The 21758-nt window shown below is 67.7% G+C and carries 17 protein-coding genes; 9 read left to right on the top strand and 8 right to left on the bottom strand.

Annotated features, from left to right (window positions below):
• Positions 1 to 35 precede the first annotated feature (35 nt).
• Positions 36 to 716, top strand: coding sequence for a deoxyribose-phosphate aldolase (deoC, locus tag FNH21_RS13390; protein ID WP_152816540.1), 681 nt, complete (start codon positions 36 to 38; stop codon positions 714 to 716).
• Between the two features lie 56 nt (positions 717 to 772).
• Positions 773 to 1060 carry a hypothetical protein gene (locus FNH21_RS13385; protein ID WP_152816538.1) on the top strand — a complete coding sequence of 96 codons (288 nt, stop codon included), beginning with the start codon at positions 773 to 775 and terminating at the stop codon, positions 1058 to 1060.
• Between the two features lie 98 nt (positions 1061 to 1158).
• Here the strand turns inward: FNH21_RS13385 and mfd are convergent, their stop codons facing one another.
• Positions 1159 to 4791: a transcription-repair coupling factor gene (mfd, locus tag FNH21_RS13380; RefSeq protein WP_152816536.1), complete on the bottom strand. Its 3633-nt coding sequence runs from the start codon at positions 4789 to 4791 to the stop codon at positions 1159 to 1161.
• A gap of 261 nt (positions 4792 to 5052) precedes the next feature.
• Between mfd and FNH21_RS13375 the strand changes: the two genes are divergently transcribed.
• From FNH21_RS13375 to FNH21_RS13360, 4 genes are read left to right on the top strand one after another with little or no spacing between them, the layout of a single operon-like run.
• Positions 5053 to 5550, top strand: a complete 498-nt coding sequence (locus tag FNH21_RS13375; RefSeq protein ID WP_152816534.1) for a DUF2505 domain-containing protein — start codon at positions 5053 to 5055, stop codon at positions 5548 to 5550.
• 40 nt (positions 5551 to 5590) lie between these two features.
• Positions 5591 to 5812, top strand: a complete 222-nt coding sequence (locus tag FNH21_RS13370; protein ID WP_055770337.1) for an SCO4848 family membrane protein — start codon at positions 5591 to 5593, stop codon at positions 5810 to 5812.
• A gap of 41 nt (positions 5813 to 5853) precedes the next feature.
• Positions 5854 to 7212 (top strand): Na+/H+ antiporter NhaA, encoded by a 1359-nt coding sequence (gene nhaA, locus FNH21_RS13365; RefSeq protein WP_152816532.1) that lies wholly within the window; start codon positions 5854 to 5856, stop codon positions 7210 to 7212.
• A gap of 3 nt (positions 7213 to 7215) precedes the next feature.
• A complete protein-coding gene (locus FNH21_RS13360; RefSeq protein ID WP_191931975.1) occupies positions 7216 to 8892 on the top strand; it encodes a sensor histidine kinase in 1677 nt (558 codons plus the stop codon).
• Positions 8893 to 8934: 42 nt separating this feature from the next.
• Here FNH21_RS13360 and sufU read toward each other — a convergent pair whose 3' ends face one another.
• The 3 genes from sufU to FNH21_RS13345 all read right to left on the bottom strand — a co-directional run bounded on the left by sufU (position 8935) and on the right by FNH21_RS13345 (position 12426).
• Positions 8935 to 9387 (bottom strand): Fe-S cluster assembly sulfur transfer protein SufU, encoded by a 453-nt coding sequence (gene sufU, locus FNH21_RS13355; RefSeq protein WP_152816528.1) that lies wholly within the window; start codon positions 9385 to 9387, stop codon positions 8935 to 8937.
• Complete coding sequence (locus FNH21_RS13350; RefSeq protein WP_422108783.1) at positions 9388 to 10704, bottom strand: cysteine desulfurase; 1317 nt, start codon at positions 10702 to 10704, stop codon at positions 9388 to 9390.
• A gap of 177 nt (positions 10705 to 10881) precedes the next feature.
• Entirely contained in the window at positions 10882 to 12426 is a 1545-nt protein-coding gene (locus tag FNH21_RS13345; protein ID WP_152816526.1) for a hypothetical protein, read from the bottom strand.
• A gap of 663 nt (positions 12427 to 13089) precedes the next feature.
• On the opposite strand from FNH21_RS13345, the gene FNH21_RS13340 reads away from it, so the two are divergent.
• Positions 13090 to 14577 carry an oligosaccharide flippase family protein gene (locus FNH21_RS13340; RefSeq protein ID WP_191931974.1) on the top strand — a complete coding sequence of 496 codons (1488 nt, stop codon included), beginning with the start codon at positions 13090 to 13092 and terminating at the stop codon, positions 14575 to 14577.
• Positions 14578 to 14629: 52 nt separating this feature from the next.
• A complete protein-coding gene (locus FNH21_RS13335) occupies positions 14630 to 15598 on the top strand; it encodes a glycosyltransferase family 2 protein (RefSeq protein WP_152816522.1) in 969 nt (322 codons plus the stop codon).
• Here FNH21_RS13335 and FNH21_RS13330 read toward each other — a convergent pair.
• A complete protein-coding gene (locus tag FNH21_RS13330; RefSeq protein ID WP_191931973.1) occupies positions 15575 to 16186 on the bottom strand; it encodes an arsenate reductase/protein-tyrosine-phosphatase family protein in 612 nt (203 codons plus the stop codon). The genes FNH21_RS13335 and FNH21_RS13330 overlap by 24 nt on opposite strands.
• A 133-nt stretch (positions 16187 to 16319) precedes the next feature.
• Here FNH21_RS13330 and FNH21_RS13325 point away from each other — a divergent pair, with 133 nt between their 5' ends.
• Positions 16320 to 17717, top strand: coding sequence for a polysaccharide biosynthesis tyrosine autokinase (locus FNH21_RS13325; protein ID WP_152816518.1), 1398 nt, complete (start codon positions 16320 to 16322; stop codon positions 17715 to 17717).
• A gap of 57 nt (positions 17718 to 17774) precedes the next feature.
• Here the strand turns inward: FNH21_RS13325 and FNH21_RS13320 are convergent, their stop codons facing one another.
• The 3 genes from FNH21_RS13320 to FNH21_RS13310 form a co-directional block, all read right to left on the bottom strand.
• Positions 17775 to 19061, bottom strand: coding sequence for a hypothetical protein (locus FNH21_RS13320; RefSeq protein ID WP_152816516.1), 1287 nt, complete (start codon positions 19059 to 19061; stop codon positions 17775 to 17777).
• Complete coding sequence (locus tag FNH21_RS13315; RefSeq protein ID WP_152816514.1) at positions 19058 to 20230, bottom strand: glycosyltransferase family 4 protein; 1173 nt, start codon at positions 20228 to 20230, stop codon at positions 19058 to 19060. The genes FNH21_RS13320 and FNH21_RS13315 overlap by 4 nt, the downstream gene beginning before the upstream one ends.
• A 130-nt stretch (positions 20231 to 20360) precedes the next feature.
• Positions 20361 to 21758, bottom strand: a 1398-nt coding sequence (locus FNH21_RS13310; protein WP_152816512.1) for a PKD domain-containing protein, incomplete at its 5' end; no start/stop codon positions are given.

Below are 21758 nucleotides of genomic sequence, written 5' to 3'. Positions count from 1 at the left end.
CGCGGGCCGGGCGGCGGCATGGAAAGATGGACGCCATGTCTACCGATGCCTCCCTCGCGTCCTTCATCGACCACACCCTGCTCAAGCCCGAAGCCAGCCGTGAGCAGATCCTCACCGTCTGCCGGGAAGCGGTCGAATACTCCTTCAAGTCCGTCTGCGTCAATCCCCTCTGGGTCAGTACCGTCCGCACCGCAGTGAAGGACACCGGCGTCCTCACCTGCTCGGTCATAGGGTTCCCCCTCGGGGCCAGCACCACCGAGGTCAAGGTCGTCGAGGCCCGCGGCGCCGTGGCCGACGGCGCCGACGAGATCGACATGGTCATCGACATCGCCGCTGCACGGGCCGGTGAACGCGACGTCCTGGTCCAGGACATCCGGGCCGTCGCGGACGCCGTGCACGAGAACGGTGCCATCCTCAAGGTCATCATCGAGACCGCCCTTCTCTCGGACGAGCAGAAGGTGCTGGCCTGCGAGGCCGCCGTCGAGGCAGGAGCAGACTTCGTGAAGACCTCCACCGGGTTCAACGGCGGCGGGGCGACAGTTGAGGACATCGCCCTCATGCGGAGGACGGTCGGCCCGGGCCTCGGCGTGAAGGCCTCGGGCGGGGTCCGCTCGCTCGAGGACGCCCGCGCGATGATCGGCGCCGGCGCAACCCGTATCGGAGCGAGCTCCGGAGTCGCTATCGTTAAGGGAGAACAGGGCGCCGCAGGCTACTGACGGCGAACCAGCCAGGACAGCGCGGAACCGGCCGTCACAGCACGCTAGGAGAACTCATGTCACACCAGGTCAACGCCGAGAGCCAGCCCGCCCACGCGGGCAAGGGCCACCTCGTCAGCAACATCGTATGGTTCGTGGTCATCTTCGGCGCCTTCCTGCTGAGCATGTACCTGCTGACCTGGTTCACGCCGCAGGACATCTGGCCCATGGCCGTGATCGTCGTCGTCGCGTTCCTGGTCTTCTTCATCCCGCAGGGCATCCTGGGCCGCGCGGACACCGGGTACAACCTCGCAGAGGGCAACCGGACCGACGAGAAGGAGACGTCGGCGGGCGTCAGCTCCTGACCTCCGGTCACGCCGCGCAGACGGCGGCCCGACCGACCTGAACGACGCGAAGAGGCCGTCCCCCGAGGGGGACGGCCTGTTCGCGTCTGTCCGGATACCTAGGGCGTGAAGACCGCCTCCAGCACGTTCTTCGCCCAGTCGAGGATCTCTGCATCCACGAGGTCCCGACCGCCGATCCGCGCCGTCTTCGGCTTGGGCACCAGCACCGCATTCATGGCGGGCTTCACCGTGGCACCCGGGTACATGCGGGTGAGCCGCATCTGCTTGGACTCCGGCAGCTCGGCCGGGGCGAACTTGATGAAGTTGCCCTGCAGCGCCACGTCGGTGAGTCCGAGGGCCCGTGCCGCGACCCGGAAGCGGGCCACCGAGATCAGGTTCACGACCGCGGCGGGCTGCTCCCCGTAGCGGTCCTCGAGTTCGGCGACCACTGCGTCGATCGCCTCGTCCGTGACGGCGGCAGCCAGCTTCCGGTAGGCCTCGAGGCGGAGCCTCTCCCCCGGGACGTATTCGTGCGGCAAATGGGCGTTGACCGGCAGCTCGATCTTCATCTCCGCCGCCTTCTCCTCGGCCTCGCCGCGGAAGGACGCCACCGCCTCACCGACCAGGCGAATGTACAGATCGAATCCCACACCCTGGATGTGGCCCGACTGCTCCCCGCCGAGCAGGTTCCCGGCGCCCCGGATCTCGAGGTCCTTCATGGCCAGCTGCATGCCCGCGCCGAGTTCGTTGTGGGACGCCACGGCCTTCAGTCGCTCGAGCGCCACCTCCCCGAGCGGTTTCTCCGACGGGTAGAGGAAGTAGGCGTAGGCCCGCTCCCTGCCCCGCCCCACGCGCCCGCGCAGCTGGTGCAGCTGCGAGAGACCGTAGGAGTCCGCGCGGTCCACGATCAGCGTGTTGGCATTGGAGATGTCGAGGCCCGTCTCGATGATCGTGGTGCACACGAGGACATCGAACCGCTTCTCCCAGAAGTCCACGATGATCTGCTCCAGGCGGGACTCCGTCATCTGCCCGTGCGCGACCGCGACCCGCGCCTCGGGCACGAGTTCCTTGAGGTGCGCCGCGGTCCGGTCGATCGACGAGACCCGGTTGTGCACGAAGAACACCTGGCCCTCGCGCATGAGTTCACGCCGTATCGCGGCGGAGGCCTGTTTGTCCGTGTACGGGCCCACGTACGTGAGCACCGGGTGGCGCTCCTCCGGTGGGGTCGCGAGCGTCGAGGTCTCCCGGATGCCCGTGAGGGACATCTCGAGCGTCCTGGGGATCGGCGTCGCACTCATGGCGAGGACGTCCACGTTGGTGCGCATCTTCTTGAGGGCCTCCTTGTGCTCCACGCCGAAGCGCTGCTCCTCGTCGACGATCACGAGCCCGAGGTCCTTGAAGGTGATCTCCTTGGACAGCAGGCGGTGCGTGCCGATGACGACGTCGACGGCGCCCGAGGTGAGCCCCTCGGCGGTCTCCCGCGACTCCTTCGCCGTCTGGAAGCGCGACAGGGCGCGGACACGGACCGGGAAGCCGGAGAAGCGCTCGGAGAACGTCTCGAAGTGCTGCTGCACCAGCAGGGTGGTCGGCACGAGCACGGCCACCTGCTTGCCGTCCTGCACGGCCTTGAACGCGGCACGGACGGCGATCTCGGTCTTGCCGTAGCCGACGTCCCCCGAGACGAGCCGGTCCATCGGCACCTCCCGCTCCATGTCCGCCTTGACCTCGTTGATGGTGGTCAGCTGGTCCGGCGTCTCGACGTAGGGGAACGCCTCCTCGAGCTCGCGCTGCCAGGGCGTGTCGGCACCGAAGGCATGACCGCGGGAGGCCATGCGCGCCGAGTACAGGCGAATCAGCTCGCCCGCGATCTCCTTGACGGCCTTCCGGGCCTGATTCTTGGTCTTGCTCCAGTCCGAGCCGCCCATCTTGCTCAGCGCCGGGGCGTCACCGCCGACGTAGCGCGTCACCTGGTCCAGCTGGTCCGTCGGCACGAACAGCCGGTCCCCCGGGGCGCCGCGCTTCGACGGCGCGTACTCGAGGACCAGGTACTCGCGGGTGGTCCGCGTGGGGCCCGCGCCCGTGGAGCGCTGCATCAGCTCGACGAAGCGGGCCACACCGTGCTGCTCATGCACCACGAAGTCGCCCTCCTTCAGCTGCAGGGGGTCGACGGCATTCCTTCGGCGTGAGGGCATCTTCCGCATGTCGCGCGTGCCCGAGGCACTGGTGCGGCCCAGGAGGTCGGCCTCCGTGAGCAGCCCGATCTTCAGGCCGTCCACCACGAACCCGCGCCCGGCGCACGCCGTCGTGATCTCGATGATCCCGGCCTGGGGCGGGGCATCCAGGGACTCGACGCGGCTCGTGGGGATGTCGTTGTCATGGAACAGCTCCGCGAGGCGCTGGGCGGGCCCGGGTCCCTCGGTCGCGACCACGACGCGCCACTGGTCCCGGACACGACCGCCGATGAAGTCCATCATCTCGGCGACATCGCCCTGGTACCCACGCGGCTCGCGTGCGTGCAGCGTGAAACTGTCGACGTCGGCGAGCTCCTCGTCCGCACCGAAGGAGGTGATGCCCCACCAGGCCACCTCGTGGGCGAGCGCCGTCGACCGTGTCTCCGTCAGCGAGCGGAAGCTCGCCTCCTGCAGGTCCGTGCCGAGGCCGCCGCCGAGGTCGAGCGGCGCGGCACCGCCCTCGGATGCCGTGGACCACGCGGCGGCGAGGAACTCCTCGTTCGTGGCGGCGAGGTCGTGCGCGCGGGCGCGGACCTTCTCCGGCTCGATCACGACGGCGATGGACCCCGCGGGCAGTTCGCCTGCGAAGGGCACCATGGCGTCCACCAGCACCGGGGCGAGGGACTCCATGCCCTCGACGGCGATGCCTCCGGCGATCTTCTCCAGCATCGCCGCCGCGGCAGGGAGCTCGAACTGCAGCTTCGCCGCACGGGACATGACCGACGGCGTGATGAGGATCTCGCGGCAGGGCGGCGCATACAGCGCCACCGGAGGTTCCCCCGTGGCCAGCGAGCGCTGGTCGGCGACCGCGAACCAGCGCATCTGGTCCACCTCGTCGCGGAAGAAGTCGATGCGGACCGGGTGGTCCTCGGTCGGTGGGAAGACGTCGATGATGCCCCCGCGCACGGCGAATTCGCCCCGGTGCGTGACCATGTCGACCCTCGCGTACGCTGCGTCGGCCAGCGCCTTGACCACGTCGGAGAAGGCGATCTCGTCGCCCACCTTCAGCGCAACGGGCTCCAGGTCGCCGAGACCGGCGACGAGCGGCTGCACGACCGCGCGGATGGGCGCGGTGATGACCCTGATCGGCGACGCGCCCGGGTGGGCGAGCCGCCGGAGGACCGAGAGCCTGCGGCCCACCGTGTCCGAACGTGGCGACAGGCGTTCGTGCGGCAGGGTCTCCCAGCTGGGGAACTCCTCGATGGCACTCTCGGGCAGGTAGCTGCGGAGCGCCTGGGCCAGGTCCTCGGCCTCCCGGCCGGTCGCGGTGATCGCGAGCACCACGGGCACTGCTGCGCCGGTATCGGGGACTGTGCCGGTGCCGGTGCCGGCGTCCGCGTCGGGTGCCGACAAGCCTGCCAGGCCGTCGACCATCTCCGCGATCAGGGGCGCGCGCAGTCCCGCGGGCGCTCCGATCTGCAGGTCGGCGCTGCGCTGGTCGACCGGGCGCGAGGCGTTGGTGCGTACACGCGCGTAGGACGCGTCCTCGGCGAGCGCCGCGCGCAATCCGTTCAGGCTCATCTGTCTGGGGCTCCTCAGGCGTGGTCTCCTCCGCCACCGGCCCCCGGTCCGCGCCGGCTCGACGCGGCTGCCGGGGGGCTGGGACAGCACGAAAGCCCGGGAAGACGAATCGTTCCCGGGGATGCTCCCACACTACCAAGGGGTCCTGACGCTTTCGGGGCCCGTCCGGCGCCCCCTGATCCGCCCGGCTCCCGACCGGCAGGCCGTAGGATTGCTGGCAGACCCCGCCCGCGCGGCATCTCGACGACCCCAGGAGAACCCATGGCCCTGAACGCATCGACCACGCTCCCCTACGACCCGGCGACGGTACTCGGGGTGTTCACCGACGAAGGCTTCGTCCGCCATATGAGCGAGCACGTCGGTGGAACCCTCGAGTCGCTCACGGTGGACGGGGACACCACCGGCGCGTTCACGCTCACGGCGGTCCGCACCATGCCGACCGATCGCCTCCCCGACATGGCCCGCAAGTTCGTCGGCGAGACGCTGTCCGTCACCCAGACCGAGCAGTGGGCGGCGCCGACCGCCGACGGCTCCCGCGAGGCGACACTGCAGATGACCGTCGCGGGCGTCCCCCTCTCCGTGGCGGCGGTGCAACGCCTCACGGCCCAGGGCGGCGGGACCGTCGTCGACCTCCAGGGCACCGTCTCCTCGACCATCCCGTTCCTCGGCGGGAAGATCGCCGGTGCCGCCGAGCCGATGATCGGCAAGGCCCTCAACGTGCAGGCGACCGAGGCCCGCACCTGGCTCGAGAACCGCTGACAAGCCCCTCACCACCCCACCCGAGAGTTCCGCGACCACCATGCAGCTGCCCACACCCCTTGCCCTGATCCTCATCCTGTCCGGCGTCTGGACCCTGATCGTCTGGCCGCCGTTCCTGCGGCGCATCCTCAAGGACCCGCGCGCCCGGGACGAGAAGGGTGCGGCGACCAGGTTCCTCACGGTCCACCTCATGCTGATCTCCACCTCGATGATCCTCGGCGCGGCGACTGCCGTCATCGGGGTGCGAGCCCTCATCGCCTGAGACCGGACCACCCCTGCACGCTGCATCCCCGAGGAGACCCGATGACCCAGGACGATCGAGCGAAGCCGGCAGGCGCCCACCCCGTGATCCTCCAGCGTTCGAGCTATGCGGAGCACCTCCGCATCACGGAGATCCTGCGCAAGGAGACGGTCGGGGGGATCCTGCTCCTCATCGCGGCCGCCCTTGCCATCCTCTGGGCCAACTCGCCGTTCTCCGCGTCCTACTTCGCGATCCGGGACTTCGAGTTCGGCTACGAACCATGGCACCTGAAGCTGTCGGTGGGCGCCTGGGCCTCCGACGGTCTGCTCGCGGTCTTCTTCTTCCTCACGGGCCTCGAACTCAAGCGTGAGTTCGTGGCGGGGGACCTGCGGCGCCTCAGCCGTGCAATCGTCCCCGTCGCGGCCGCCTTCGGCGGTGTCCTCGTTCCCGCGCTCATCTACACGGCCGTGAACCTGTCCTCCCCCGAGACGCTCCGCGGCTGGGCCATTCCCACCGCGACGGACATCGCCTTCGCCCTGGCCGTCCTCGCAGTCATCAGCTCACACCTGCCCGGCGCACTGCGCGTCTTCCTCCTGACGCTCGCCGTCGTCGACGACCTCATCGCCATTGCGATCATCGCGTTCTTCTACTCGGAGGACGTCAGCCTCGTCTTCCTCCTCTGGATGCTGCTCCCCCTGGGCCTCTTCGCCCTGCTCGCCCAGCGGCGGCCGAAGTTCTTCGGCAGCACCACGCGGGGTCCGTGGCTCATCCTCCTGCCGCTGGGCGTCGCCACCTGGGCGCTCATGCACGCGTCGGGCGTGCACGCGACGGTCGCCGGCGTGCTCCTCGGGTTCTGTGTGCCCGTCCTGCGGAGGTCGGAGGGCAAGCCCCTGCTGCCCCGCCCGAACAAGCCGGGACTGGCCGAGGTCCTCGAGCATCGCTTCCGCCCACTCTCGACGGGCTTCGCCGTCCCGGTCTTCGCCTTCTTCTCCGCGGGCGTGGCGATCGGCGGCGCGAAGGGCTTCGTGTCCGCGCTCACGGATCCGGTCCTGATCGGGGTCGTGCTCGGGCTCGTCCTCGGCAAGCCGATCGGCGTGCTCCTGACCACGTTCATCGTCACGAGGACCACGAAGGCCGACCTCGATCCGGGACTGAGCTGGTGGGACCTGCTGGGCGTCGGCATCCTCGCCGGGGTCGGCTTCACCGTGTCCCTGCTCGTCAACGACCTCAGCTTCGGGGCGGGCAGCGAGCACGACGATCATGCGAAGGTCGCCATCCTCACGGCATCCCTCCTGGCGGCGCTCCTGGCGAGCGTGGTCCTGCGCCTGCGCAACAAGCACTACCGCCGCATCGAGGAGGAGGAGAAGGTCGACACCGATGCGGACGGCGTCCCCGACGTGTTCGAGAACCGCACGGACTGATCCATGGCCGAACCGGGGGTAGTGCAGGCAGGGCATGGTCCGGTCGAGGCTGTGCGGGGTCCCCGCCGGGCCCGTCACCGGCGCCGCATCATCCTGAGCGAACTGGCCCTCAGCAGCACCTTCTCCATGACGGTCGTGCTCGGGCTACTGCAGAGCGAGGAGCTCTACTCCGTTCCCGTCTTCGTCGCGGGGTGGATCCTGAACCTAGCCGTCCTCGCACTGTGCTGCACGCTGCCGTGGTCGCGCATCCCCAGCCGCTGGGTCATCATCGTCCCGCTCGTCGACTTCGTCGCCATCGCGCTCACCCGGGCGGCCGCGGGCGACAGCCTCACGGGCGTCGGGCTCCTCGCCGCCTTCCCCATGGTCTGGATCGCCGCGTCGAGGGTCCGCACCGCGACCGCCGTGACGATCGCCGTCGTCGCCTCCCTCCTCGTCATCTGGCTGCCGTTCCTCCTCCGGACCGAGGTACTGACGCTTCGCGGCCTCATCGATCCCATCCTCCTGCCCATCATGCTCGCCGGTCTGGCCGGGTTCGTGAGCGCGCTGGCGAAGGACAACCGGCGCCGGCAGGACGCCCTCCGGGCATCCCAGGCCGCGCTGCAGGAGAGCATCGACGCCGGCCGCGACCGCGAACGGCTCCTCGGGACCGTCCTGGACACCGTGAGCGTGGGGCTTCTGGCCGTGGACCGTGACGGCAACGACATCCTGATGAACGCCCGCCAGCGTGAGGGCCATGCGGCAGCCGCGCCGCCGGGCACGCCCGATCCCGACGAGAGCGAGCTGCTGATCTTCGGCGCGGACAGGACCACGCCGATCCCGCCCACGATGCGACCGGTGCGCCGGGCCATCATGGGCGAGGACCTGCAGGGTGAACAGGTGTGGGTGGGCACCGGACGATCCCAGCGGGCGCTCAGCATCTTCTCGCAGTCCATGTACGACGACGACGGCGCCTTCGCGGGGACGGTCGTGTCCTTCAACGACGTCACCGAACTGCTCCTCGCCCTGCAGGCGAAGGACGACTTCCTGTCGAACGTCTCGCACGAGTTCCGCACCCCGCTCACGTCGATCCTCGGCTACCTCGACGTGACGCTGGAGCTGGCGGACGCGCTACCCGAGCGTGTGGAGGGCTACCTCGAGATCGCCAGGCGGAACGCCCTTCGGCTCGAACAGCTGGTCGAGGACCTGCTCGCGATCAACGCCGGCACCTTCGAGGTCATCCCCGTCGCCACCGACGTCGGCCGCATCCTGGCCGATGCGGCATCCTCCGGCCATCTGCGGGCCGTCCGGGCCGGGGTCCACCTCGTGAACCGGGCGCCGTCATCCCTGAACGCGGTCGCGGACCCTGCCCGCCTCGCCCAGGCGGTCGACAACCTGCTGACCAATGCCGTGAAGTACAACAGGCGCGGCGGCAGCATCACGCTGGACGCCTCCCTCGGGGACGACGGCCTCGTCATCGAGGTGGAGGACACAGGCATAGGCATCGAGGCCGAGGAACTGCACCAGGTCTTCGACCGCTTCTTCCGCTCCCCGTCGGTGCGCACCTCGGCCGTACCGGGCGTCGGGCTGGGCCTGCTGATCACCAAGAGCATCGTCAGCGAGCACGGCGGCTCGATCTCGGTGGCCAGCGAGCCGGGCCGTGGGTCGTGCTTCACCATCGTGATCCCGCAGCCCACGCGGTGAGCGCACCGCTGCCCGCACGACCGTCGGTCGGCTCGTCGGGACCTAGCCGTTGGCGGCGAGCAGGGATTCCTCGAGCGCGACCCAGGCGAGCATGGCGCACTTCACGCGCGCAGGGAACCGGGAGACACCCGAGAAGGCCGCGGCATCCCCGAGCACCTCCTCGTCCGCCTCGATTCGGCCGCGGGACCGCATGACCTCGCGGAAGGCATCGACGAGCGTGATCGCCTCGTCGCGCGGCACGCCCTGCACGAGGTCCGTGAGCACCGACGCCGACGCCATCGAGATGGCACATCCGGCGCCGTCCCACGTGACCGCCGCAACGCTGCCGTCCAGCACAGCGGCGCGGAGGGTGATCTCGTCCCCGCACACCGGGTTCAGCTGGTGGGACTCCCCCACCCTGCCGTCGCCGTCGTAGTCCGCCAGCGGCGAACCGTGCCGCGCCTTCGCGTGGTCGAGGATGATCTGCTGGTACAGCTGTTCGAGTCCGGTGCTCATCTACTCTGCTCCAAAGAAGGGGCGGACCTGGGCGACGGCCGCCAGGAAGGCGTCCACCTCGTCCGTCGTCGTATAGAGGTACGTGCTGGCGCGGGTCGTGGCGGTGAGACCCAACCTGCGGTGCAGCGGCTGCGCGCAGTGGTGACCGACGCGGACGGCGATGCCCTTGTCGTCGAGGAACTGGCCCACGTCGTGGGCGTGCACGCCATCGACATCGAAGGCCGCCAGTCCGATCCGTGGCTGATCAGCCCGCGGTCCGAGGACCCGCACCCCGTCGATCGCCTCGAGACCCTCGACGAGACGCCTGCCCAGCGTGGCTTCCCAGGCCTCGATCCGCTCCATGCCCGTCTCCGCCAGGTAGTTGGCCGCTGCCCCGAGGGCGACCGCCTGCGAGATGCGCTGCGTCCCGGCCTCGAACCGGTTCGGTGAGGGCAGGTACTCGGCGCCCTGCATGGTGACGGTGGTGATCATGGAGCCGCCCGTGAGGAAGGGCGGCATCGAGTTCAGGAGGTCGGCGCGTCCGTAGAGCGCGCCGATGCCGGTGGGTCCCAGCATCTTGTGACCGGAGAACACCAGGAAATCGACGTCGAGGGCCTTCACGTCCACGGGCAGGTGCGGCACCGACTGGCAGGCGTCGAGGAGCGTCAAGGCACCGACCTCGCGCGCGAGCCCCACGATCTCCGCCACAGGGCTGATCGTCCCCAGGACGTTCGAGGCGTGCGAGAAGGCGACCATCCTCGTCGAGGAGGTGATGACCCGCCGTGCCTCGTCGAGGCGCAGCGCACCGTCGTCGTCGACCGGGATGAAGCGGAGCTCGGCGCCGGTGCGCGCGGCGAGTTCCTGCCAGGGGATCAGGTTGGCGTGGTGCTCCAACTCCGTCACCACGATGCTGTCCCCGGGCCCGACGGCGAACCGGCGCGCGGCGTCTCCCCCACGCCCGAGCGAGGCGTTGGACATCGCATAGGCCACCAGGTTGATCCCCTCGGTGGCATTCGAGGTCCACACCAGCTCGTTCGTGCGCGCTCCGATGAACCGGGCGACGGCGGCGCGCGCGTCCTCGTACGCGTCGGTGGCGTCGACGGCGAGGGAGTGGGCACCGCGGTGCACGGCGGCGTTGCGCTGCTCGTAGAACTCCTGCTCCGCCTCCATGACGCTCACGGGATTCTGCGACGTGGCGCCCGAATCGAGGTAGACGAGTGGCCTGCCGTTCACCGCCGTACCGAGGATCGGGAAGTCGTTCCGGATGCGATGCACCTCGGCGTCCGTCAGCCCGGCGTCGGACGGGGTGAGCGTGACGGGGGTTTCGATCACGGGCACGTCGGTCTCCTCGGATGCGCTGCACCCTCGCGGCAATTACGCAAGGATTGTCTGCGTTAATCCTGCCACTCGGGGGTGGTGCGGGGCATCCCAGTGGAGCCTAAGAAGCCCGGGAAATGCGGAAGGGCCCCGACTGCAGTGCGGTCGGAGCCCTCCGGTCGATCATCCGACCCGGAGCTAGTGTGCCCAGAGATAGGGGTGGGACGTCACGCCGTCGTCGAGCACGATCTTCGGCGGAGTGAAGATGCGATTCGTGTTCAAGCCGGTGTAGTTCGTCGGCGTCTGGATGAGCATCTTCTTCCCCTTGCCCACCGGGCCCGACTGGGTGGTGTTGATCCACTCGTCATTCGTGGAACCGATGATCGTCAGGCGACCGTCGGACCTGTTGGACATGAAGTTGATATGGCGCCGCGTCTTCGATCCGTACATGACCGGTTGGTGATGGACGATCCCGAAGCTCTCCTCGTGATTGATGCCGATCACGTTGCGAATGGACTGGAGGTTCCAGGTTTCCGCATTGTTCGAGATCCAGAACGTCGGCATGCCGAAGGCCGCATCATGCGTGTAGACGTCATAAAGCCGGGCGTTGTCGTGATTGTTGTAGCCGATCGGCGAAGCACCGACCTGAGCTTCCCGGATGCGGCTGGCGAACGTATTGCCCGACCACCGGTATCCATCGATCTCGACGTTGCGTGTGACCGAATCGGAACCTCGCCACCAATTGAGGCCGAAGGTCTCCCCGGGCGGGAATCCGGAGTTACCGGGAATTCCACTGATGAGCAGGTTCTCGACGCGCGTTCCAGGGCCTGAGCGCCCGACCATGATCCCGTTGTAGAGATGACCCTGCTCAGTGCCCTGCAACCAGAAATCGGAGAGGACCTGATTATGCCCGTCCGTCATCCGTAGTACATAAAGTTGGTTCGTCATGCCGGAGCCTGTGGCCGGGACAGTCCAACCATAGCTCGAGGTGTTGGGCCGAATGCGAATAATCGTGTCGCGACCCGCGCCGACGATGCCCTTCACCGTTGGTGGGACGACGATGGCCTGCGATCCGTTGAGGAAGTTCGACACCTCGAAGACGCCGGCAGGCAGCCTGAGCACCTTGCCTGTCAGTTCGGGCTTCGCGAGGACGTCGTTGATGTCGTCCCCGGCCCGCGCCACACTGGCCCAGGCGATCTGATTGGACGGGATCGGCGCAGGAGCAGGGGCAGGAGCAGGGGCAGGAGCAGGGGCGGGCGCCGGAGCGGGTGCGGGTGCCGGAGCGGGTGCCGGGGCAGGCGCCGCAGTAGCATCGGCGTCGGTCACCCAGAATTTCGCGCCCTCGTCCGTCCAGCCGTTCGCCGTCAATGCCGCGCGGTCAGCGTCATCGGCGACGAAACGGTGGATGTCACCCTTGAGCAGACGATGAACGGGAACGGTGCACTCGAGCGCCGTCGGAGAAGCGTAGAAGTCGATCTGCTGGCTCGTGTAGCCGTATTTGCTCTGGGCGCTTTCGAACTCACCTTCACCCTCGCGGTCCGCCATCCAGGTGAACGCTCCGTCCCGGTAGAGGCGGTAGACGGGCACGAGCCCGTCACCCGCGCGGGTGGCTGCCTCGAATTCGACCTGCCGATCCTCCGTGAAGCCGTATCTCTCGGCGGCATTGGTGATCTCGCGCGGGGACGTCGTGAGCAGGGTGACGCCCGACGTCGGGTTGACGCTCCGGTAGGTGGCCTGTGTCATGGCCGAACACACCTCGGCCGAGGTGGCCGCCGAGGCAGTGGGGACGCCGAGAGGTAGCAGGAGAAGAGCGGACACCGTACTGATGAAGCCAGTGGCTGTCTTGTGCATAAGAACCCTTTAGTAGATGCGATCGCGCGGCCGTCCCCTGATCGGAGTACGGGCGCGCGTGCAGCAACTAAGCCCAGTTCTTAGTTACGACGATGATGACGTGGTGCGGTGCTGTGGAGGACTGTGTGCCCGATCGTTTCCCGCGACGGACTGTCACTGACTGCGGCCAACCCGGATGACGCGCCCGGACGGACCTGGAGACTCGCTAACTGCTCCTCCTACCGCATGAAGAGCCAGTGATCGGACAGAACCCTACCAGAATGTGATGCGGCCGATGGACGGGACGACGGCGGCCTCTCGTTCATCGTTGGAAGCCGTCCATCGTCCGACCCCGCTGCCCGAGCCGGTCCCGCACGGCCGGTCGGCTAGTCTGATCGGAGCACAGGCAGACGCAGGCCCCGGCCCGATACGTCCTTCGCCTGCACGCAACGAACCCTTCGAGCGCGGCTCGGGGGTGCCCGAAGCCAGGAAGGGATGTTCAGCGTCCATGTCTCCGAGCCCGCCCGCGACGAGCTGTCCGTCGGTTCTTCCAGGTCTGAGGGGATTCTTCTAGACGTGTCCGACAGAGAAGAAGGTCAGGGCAAGTCGCTGGCACAGAGCGCAGCGAGCGGCATTCTCGTCACCATGACCGGACAGGTCCTGCGCATCGCCGTCCAGGTCCTGTCGGTGGCGATTCTCGCCAGGTTGCTGTCCCCCACCGACTACGGGCTCCTGGCCATGGTCGCAGCAGTCATCGGGGTCGCAGACATCTTCCGCGACTTCGGTCTCTCCACCGCCGCCATCCAGGCGAAGACGCTGTCCCGAGCACAACGCACCAACCTGTTCTGGATCAATTCCGGGATCGGGCTGATCCTGGCCATCGCCGTCTTCGCCCTGGCCCCTGTCATCGCCTCGATCTACCGGCAGCCTGCCCTCGTCGACATCGCACAGGTACTGTCCGTCACGTTCGTGCTGAATGGTGTCGCCACGCAGTACCGGGCGGATCTGAACCGGAAGCTCGCCTTCTCCACTCTCGCCGTCGCGGACGTGGCCAGCCCGATCGTCGCACTCGGCGGAGCCGTCTGGCTGGCCCTGAGCGGCGCCGGGCTGTGGGCGCTCGTCGGCCAGCAGCTCATCCAGTACAGCGTCATGCTGGTCATCGTCGCCTGGGGTGCACGGTGGTTGCCGGGGCTTCCCCGAACCTCCGTGCCGATGGACGGCATGCTCCGGTTCGGCTGGAACATCGTCGTCACACAGCTCATCAACTATGTGAGCAACAACGCCGACTATTTCATCATCGGTCTCCGCTCCGGCGCCGTCGCTCTCGGCAACTACAGCCGTGCGTTCCAGCTGCTGATGAATCCTCTGAACCAGGTCCGCTCACCCATCACGCGTGTCGCGATACCTGTGCTCGCCAAGATCCAGGACGACGACGCCGCCTACGGAGCCTTTCTTCTCCGCGGACAGGTGGCGATGGGGCACAGCCTCGGATTCGTGCTCGGCGTCGCCGCAGGAGCGGCGGCACCGATCACGGTCCTCTTCCTGGGCGGTGAGGAATGGAGCGGCGTCGCACCACTTCTCGCTCTCCTGGCCGTGGCCGGTGTGTTCCAGATCCTCGCGTTCGTGGGCTACTGGGTGTACGTCACACGGGCCCTCACGTTCCGGCTCCTGCAGGACTCCATCTTCTCGTCGTCGGTCCGGCTCGCCCTCATCCTCCTCGGCAGCCAGTGGGGCGTGATCGGCGTCGCAGTGGCTTATGCGCTCGCCCCGGCGCTGACCTGGCCCGCTACCTTCTGGTGGCTGTCGCGCTTCACCACCATCCCCACCCGTGGGCTGTACCTGGGCGCGCTCCGGATCGTCGCCCTGTCCGGGGTGGCCGTCGCCGCATCGTGGCTGACCACCGTGTGGCTGCAGGACGCGGCGGCGATCGTGTCCATCCTGGCTGCCCTGCTCACTGCCGGCCTTGCGTGCGCCGTCGTCTGTGCCGCGCTCCCGCCCTTCCGACGCGATGCACTCGCGATCCTCGACGTCGCCCGTCGGATGGCCCGGCGTTCTTCGCGCTAGCACATGATCCGGGGACGTCGGTGCCGATCATGGTCCGCTATAGGGTTGGGCCATGACATCTCCAGCCGAGAGCGGAGCGCTGGCCATCGTCGTCGTGAACTACGGGTCGCACCTCCTGCTCGCGTCGAACCTCGTGCAGGTCTCGCGGTCCGTTCCCGAAGCCGACGTCGTCGTCGTCGACAACTACACGTCAGCGACAGAACAGGCGGCGGTTTCCGCCCTCTGCGCGGACCACGACTGGACCCTGGTGGCGAGCCCTGTGAACGCCGGTTTCGGAGCCGGGATGAACCACGGTGTCGAGGAAGCCACCCGGCGGGGCAACACACGATTCCTCCTTCTCAATCCCGACGCGACGATCGATCCTCGGAGCGTCGGGCTGATGGTGTCGGCGGTGGATGCGGACCCGCTCGCCCTGGTCGCTCCGACGATCGTCACGTCGTCCGGCGCGGTATGGTTCGCGGGTGCGGACCTCCATCTCGGGTTCGGCCGGAGCAGAGCAACACGACACCGGGCCGGCTTCCCCGGGGAACGCTTCGAGCCCTGGTTGAGTGGCGCCTGTCTTCTGGTCACCCTCGACCTCTGGAGCCGTGTCGGCGGCTTCGACGAACGCTACTTCCTGTACTGGGAGGACATCGACCTGTCGATGCGGGCTGTGCGGAACGGCGGGAGGCTGACCCTGCTCGAGGAGGCGCGTGCGGTGCACGACGAGGGTGGCACCCATGGGGAGGAACACCAGGGATCGGCCAGAGGCAAGTCCTCCGTCTACTACTTCTACAACATCCGCAACCGACTGCTCTTCGCGGCGCAGCACCTCGAGGCGAAGGACCGCCGACGGTGGATCCTGAACAGTCCCCTCGCGGCGTGGGACGTCCTGCTGCAGGGCGGGCGCAGGCAACTCCTCCGATCTGCCGCTCCGCTGCGGGCGGCTGTCACCGGGACGTGCGCGGGCCTCGCGCTGCACGCGCGGGAGCGGACGGCTCAACGACGGCAGCGACGATCAGACCCGATCGACCAGCGCTGACTCCTCCAGCCGGGCAGCGATCGAGGACGACGTCAGCCCGACGTCCCGAACGGTCCGCCGGTGCCGACGGGAACCGAGATTGTGGCCGTCCAGGATGTCCAGGCCGTCGGACGGCCTCCGGAGCTGGAGCCACCGGCGACTGCCCGCGGACATCGCGGCTCGGCTCCTGATCGCGTGCATCACCGGCACCACGTCCCGCAGGGGTGGAAGCCCCTCCGCTGCCAGCGACGCGAGCAGCCTGTCGGCCTCACGGAGGGTGAAGGACCGGTGGCGAGCAACGGGATCCAGGAGGGCGATGCGGGTCCTGTTCTCGAAATCCGGTAGGAGGATCAGATCGGCTGCTTCGATCATTGCTTCAGTGACACGCCGGGAGGTGTGGCCGTGCGCGTACCGACGTCCTGCATGATCGGACGCCAACTCCTCGCCGACGCAGGGACAGATCCGGTCTCCCGGGCGCGCTCGTGTCCCGGCACTCGTCACGGCGAATAGCCCGTCCGGCCCCGCCGGGCGCAGCCGCTGCTCGAGGGAGAACGCGGCGAGCGGCGAGCGGCAGATGTTCGCCGTGCAGGCGACAAGGATCGTGAACAAGGGTTTCCTCGTGGTGGCGATGGGCGGCGACGTGACGCAGGAATCACTCCTCTCGGGATGATGACAGACGCGTCTCGGCCGCAGGCTAGGTAAGTATGACAAGCTGAATCGAACGTTGTACAACGTAGGGAGCATGTGTGCACCCGCGGACCGGGGTGTTGAAGGGGAGACGACATACATGGAGCTCAGGGATTACGTTGCAGCCCTCAGGAAACGTTGGTTGACGATCGTGGCGCTCTGCCTGCTCGGCGCCCTTGCCGCCTTCGCCTATGCGAGTCTTTCGGCGCCGCAGTACCGCGCGGTCAGCAGCGTCTTCGTGAGTTCGAATCGTGGCGAGACCACGGGCGAACTCGTGCAGGGGTCGACCTACACGCAGAATCTGGTCGCATCATTCACTCAACTGGCCACCAAGCCGGTCGTCCTCGACCCCGTCATCGAGGAACTCGACCTCGACTCCTCCGCTGCTCAACTGGAGGATGCCGTGAGCGCGGAGACACCCCTCAACACGGTTCTGATCAACATCACGGCCGTCAGTGAGTCGCCGGCCGGGGCCGCGAACATCGCGAACGGCGTCGCTGATTCGCTTGCTCGGGTGGTGACGGACATGAGCCCGAAGACGGAGTCGGGCAGCCCCACCATCAGCATCAGCACCGTTGCGACGGCTCAGGCGCCGACCTTCGCCTTCGCCCCGAACACCCGTCTCCTCATCGCCGCCGGAGCCCTGGTCGGTCTGGTGGCCGGTATCGTCGTGGCCCTGGCCCGACAGCTCCTCGACACCAGGATCCACGACGCAGGGGACGTCGCGCGGCTGACGGATCTCCCTGTCCTCGGTACGATCCCGCGCACGCGCGGGGCGGACTCCGGATCGATCGTCCTGACGTCGGACCCGAACGGAAATGTCGCCGAGGCGTACCGGCTGCTGGCGACGAACCTCGAATTCCTGAATCCGGACAAGTCACTGCGGTCGATCGTCGTCTCGTCACCGCTTCCCGGTGAAGGGAAGAGTACGACGGCGATCAATCTCGCTCTCGCTGCGGCCGAGCGGAACCACAAGGTCCTGCTCATCGACGCTGACCTCCGCCGTCCGTCCGTGGCTGAGTACTGCAGCATCGAGGGCGGTGTGGGACTGACGACGGTCCTGTCGAGCCGTGCGAGCCTGTCCAGCGTCATCGAGCCCTGGGAATCGATCGATGTCCTGCCCTGCGGCGTCGTGCCCCCCAACCCCAATCAGCTCCTGAGCTCCGACAGCATGGCCCATCTGGTGAAGGAACTGTCGGACGTGTACGACTTCATCGTCATCGACTCACCCCCGATCCTTCTGGTGGCGGACGCCCTTCCGCTCGCCCGGCTGACCGATGGTGCCGTCATCGTCACGCGTCAGCACCGCACCCGGAGAGGTCAGCTGGCCAAGACACTGCAATCCCTCGAGGGCGTGGGCTCGGATGCGCTCGGAGTCATCCTGACCGGCGGGAAAGCCGCGAGTCGGACGGCCTACTACGGCAGCAAGGACCAGCAGGGGCCCGCGCGCTAGGAGTCGGGTACAGCTTCGCGGTGGTCTCGCGCGGCCGTACCGGAAGACCTGATCCGATCAGGTGTTTCGATCACGGCTCACGGTGTCCTGCCGCGCCAGGAGCAGCCCCAGCAGGAGCATGAACGTCGGTACAGCGCTGTAGAGCGGGGCGAAGAACAGGTTCCAGGCGGACTGCACGACGACGAAGACGAGGAGCGCGCTGGCACGGCCGTCGGTCAGCAGGCGACTGAACGTGGCGATGATGACTCCGATCAGCACTGCGGCGAAGATCAGCCCGGGGATACCGAAATCGGCCCAGAGATCGCCCACGACGGAATGCAGTTCGAACCTGCTCCCGAACATGTATCTCTCCACGTAACCGTTGTTCGGGTCATACCCCAGACGGGTCATCCCCTCCTTCGCGGCGAGGATGTCCCCGGGCGTCGGTACGGCGCCGAGTCCGAAGCCCAGGACCCGATCCCCCATCAGGCCGGCTGTGGCGCCGAGTTCCGGACGCGAACCGAGCAGGATGGACCCCGAGGTCTCGACCTGGCGGAGGGATCTCTCCTGGGTGTCCTCACCGAGGTAGCCGTCGAGGATCAGGGCCTGCCCGAAGGCGTAGACGATGTACCCCATCGCGCCCACAGCGATCACCGTCGCCAACGACGAGGTCTTCCCGGTCGCTGAACGCGGACGGCCCTGCCACACGACCGCCAGCAGACTGAGCATCAGGATGGCGAAAGCCGACCGTGAATCGTTGAGGGCGGAGGTCGCACACAGAGCGATCAACGCCAGCGCCTCCGCCCAGCGCCTGCCGGTGAGCGATGCCAGTCCGAGCGCAATCACCATGGCGGGAGGACCGAAGCCGAACTTCCAGGGATTGAGGGCAAAGCTCTCGCTTCCCGGGGTGACGTGCAACAGCATGCCGAGACCGAAGAACGCCACGGCCCAGCCGGTTCGCATGAGGGTCCTGGCCCACAGCAGGACACCTGCGCCGGCCAGGATCCCCACGAGCAGCATGAGGGAGATCATGCCGGCATTCGGACTGATGACGTGGTCCCGGGACGAGTAGACGCTCAGGAGTACACCACTGATCGCGGTGACCGCGCCGAGGAAGTAGACCAGCGCGCCGGACCGCTGCGCTGTGGTGACGCGGATCCACACCGGCAGGAGTGCTAGCGCGGCGACGTATCCGATGGTGAGGCCGTAGGGCAGGTTGAAACGGTACCCGAGAAGGATGAGTACCGTGGCTGCGACGAGACGCTCGAGGAATTTCCAGGCCTGTCGTCGCGCGACGTCGTCGTGCGTCGTCAAGTCCCTGAGGTGGGAGGGCGTGAAGGCTCTGCTCCCGGCCCAGTTCGTCAAGGCTTCCTCCCTCGGCTCAGCGCCTCCACCTCACGGACGATCTCAGCGCGGTAGGCGGCAATTCCGTTCCGGCTCTCGGCCACGCCCGAATCGGCGAGGGCGGCCTCGCGGTAGGTCGCCCAGGACGCCACCATGTCCGCCACCGCGTCGGCGATGCCCGCTGCCGAGTCGGGAGAGACCCGCAGCACCGAACCGAATCCTGCCGACGCTTCACGCAGACCGGACGTATCACTGACGACGGCTGGGCGTGCGGCCAGCATCGCCTCGACGGCCGTGTTCCCGAACGGTTCGTCGACGCGAGAGGGGACCACCACGATGTCTGATTGCGCGATGAACGGCCACACGGACGGCTGGAAGCCTTGCAGGTGAACGCGGTCGCCCACTCCGAGCTCATCGATCCTCCGACGCAGGTCGGCCTCGTAGACTTCGTTCCCGGGAAAGACGGCACCCACGACCTGCAGGTCCGCATCGATGTCCCGGCTCCGGAGGTCGGCCAGCGATTCGATCACAAGATCCGGGCCCTTGCGGTGGGACAGTCGCCCCACATAGACGAGGCGGACAGGTCCCGATATGTCCGGTCGGGCGGCATCGACGGAGGGTGGACCGGCCACGCCGTTCGCAACGACTCGGCACTTGCGCGCCAGGCGGGGGAAGGAGGAGGCGAGAACATCGACGCTGAAACGACTGTTCGTGATGAGGGAGTCGGCCAGGAACAGCGGCGAGGCCAGGAGCTTCCGCACGACCGTGGATGCCGTGCCCTCGGCCTCGTGGATGTGCACCAGGAGCGGCGTGCGCGTCAGGGAAGCGACGAAGGACCAGAGCGGGATGGTGATCGTGTTCACATACACCCCGACCGGACGCGTCTCGCGGACCAGGCGGACGCTGGCGAGAAGCGACGCCAGCGATTCCCCGGCGAGCCTGATGAGCCCGGACGGGCTGAGGAAAGCCTTACGCAGTACCGGGGTGGGACAGAGCCGCACGGTAGCGCCCCTCTGCTCGGCCTCCGGCACGAGGGGGCCGTGGTGCGGCACGGTGAGCACGACGTGCAGGCCGGCGGCAGTCAATCCTGCGATCGTCTCCAGAAGCACTCGGTCGGAGCCGTAGAGATCGGCGCTCGGATGAGCGATGAGTACAGTTCTCGTCTGGCCTACGTCGTCCCTGCGGATCATGTCCCACCCTGTCGGCTCCGCCGGCCAGCGATGGTCCGGGCTCTTCAAATATAGGGGAAGGGTCCCCGTGTCACAGGACAGGGACCCCACCCCGGATATCCGGGATGAAGTCCCTGTCGTGATCGTGCAGTTACGGCGAAGGAACTGTCACCAGATCCTGCAGCCGGAACGCGACCGGACCGTTCGTCGACGAAGCCGACAGATAGGTTTCGACACCCACGCTTCCACGTGCCTGGAGGGCTGCGGTGGAGTCGCTCGACACGATCTGCCAGGCGGCGGGTTCAGGGGTCCCGGCCTTCCAGATCTTCGCGGCGACCGTCGTGCTGCCGGCGCCCGACGTGTCCACCTTCATGGTCAGGACGTCGCCTGCCGCATAGGTCAGACCGGAGACTGCACGAGCCAGCATGAGCGTCTCCGTGGTGCCGACCTTCTTCTTCAGCTCGATCGTCACTGCCCCATTCCTCTGGAGCAGGGCCTTCGCCCTGTACTCGCCGGCATTCGGGACCCTGCGGGGGATGACGCTCACCTGAAGCCCGCCGGAATCCGCCACCTTGTCGACAGAGAACACGCTCGTGGTGGTGGAATTCAGGACCGACACGGCGTTGAGCTGCGCGGCGAGGGTGGCACCGGCCGACGTCGCCATGATTCCGGATCCTGCAGCGACCGAATACTTGGCGGCCGCCCACGAGGAGATGGTCCAGACGCCGCCGACCTCCGCGGTGCCCCAGGCATTCGCGGTGGTCCTGTCGAACAGGTCCCTGGCCGCAACCGTCTGAGCGGGAGGCGCAGTGACCGTGACCGACTTCGTCACAGCATTCGTCGCACCCTTGTCATCAGTCACCGTCAGCACCACCGAGTACGTCCCCGCCGCACCATACGTGTGCGACGCCGTCGCACCCGTGGTCGCAGCAGAACCGTCCCCGAAGTTCCAGCTGTACGAGGCGACCGTCCCATCAGCATCCGAGGACGCCGACCCATCAGCAGCAACCGTCAGATCCGTCGCCGTCACCGACGCAGCAGCCACAGGAGCCTTGTTCGGCACCGGAGGCGCCGTGACCGTGACCGACTTCGTCACAGCATTCGTCGCACCCTTGTCATCAGTCACCGTCAGCACCACCGAGTACGTCCCCGCCGCACCATACGTGTGCGACGCCGTCGCACCCGTCGTCGCAGGGGTGTCGTCCCCGAAGTTCCAGCTGTACGAGGCGACCGTCCCATCAGCATCCGAGGACGCCGACCCATCAGCAGCAACCGTCAGATCCGTCGCCGTCACCGACGCAGCAGCCACAGGAGCCTTGTTCGGCACCGGAGGCGCCGTGACCGTGACCGACTTCGTCACAGCATTCGTCGCACCCTTGTCATCAGTCACCGTCAGCACCACCGAGTACGTCCCCGCCGCAGCATACGTGTGCGACGCCGTCGCACCCGTCGTCGCAGGGGTGTCGTCCCCGAAGTTCCAGCTGTACGAGGCGACCGTCCCATCAGCATCCGAGGACGCCGACCCATCAGCAGCAACCGTCAAATCCGT

Origin of the sequence: Arthrobacter bussei, from assembly GCF_009377195.2 — a bacterium.
Lineage (GTDB): Bacteria > Actinomycetota > Actinomycetes > Actinomycetales > Micrococcaceae > Arthrobacter_D > Arthrobacter_D bussei.
Note: the sequence above shows the minus strand (reverse complement) of the source record. Positions and strands in the feature narration are given on the sequence as shown.

Bases quoted from the DNA above. Each gene is read 5' to 3' on its own strand.
- deoC (WP_152816540.1), top strand. From the start codon at position 36: ATGTCTACCGATGCCTCCCTCGCGTCCTTCATCGACCACACCCTGCTC.
- FNH21_RS13385 (WP_152816538.1), top strand. From the start codon at position 773: ATGTCACACCAGGTCAACGCCGAGAGCCAGCCCGCCCACGCGGGCAAG.
- mfd (WP_152816536.1), bottom strand. From the start codon at position 4,791: ATGAGCCTGAACGGATTGCGCGCGGCGCTCGCCGAGGACGCGTCCTAC.
- FNH21_RS13375 (WP_152816534.1), top strand. From the start codon at position 5,053: ATGGCCCTGAACGCATCGACCACGCTCCCCTACGACCCGGCGACGGTA.
- FNH21_RS13370 (WP_055770337.1), top strand. From the start codon at position 5,591: ATGCAGCTGCCCACACCCCTTGCCCTGATCCTCATCCTGTCCGGCGTC.
- nhaA (WP_152816532.1), top strand. From the start codon at position 5,854: ATGACCCAGGACGATCGAGCGAAGCCGGCAGGCGCCCACCCCGTGATC.
- FNH21_RS13360 (WP_191931975.1), top strand. From the start codon at position 7,216: ATGGCCGAACCGGGGGTAGTGCAGGCAGGGCATGGTCCGGTCGAGGCT.
- sufU (WP_152816528.1), bottom strand. From the start codon at position 9,387: ATGAGCACCGGACTCGAACAGCTGTACCAGCAGATCATCCTCGACCAC.
- FNH21_RS13345 (WP_152816526.1), bottom strand. From the start codon at position 12,426: ATGACACAGGCCACCTACCGGAGCGTCAACCCGACGTCGGGCGTCACC.
- FNH21_RS13335 (WP_152816522.1), top strand. From the start codon at position 14,630: ATGACATCTCCAGCCGAGAGCGGAGCGCTGGCCATCGTCGTCGTGAAC.
- FNH21_RS13325 (WP_152816518.1), top strand. From the start codon at position 16,320: ATGTGTGCACCCGCGGACCGGGGTGTTGAAGGGGAGACGACATACATG.
- FNH21_RS13315 (WP_152816514.1), bottom strand. From the start codon at position 20,230: ATGATCCGCAGGGACGACGTAGGCCAGACGAGAACTGTACTCATCGCT.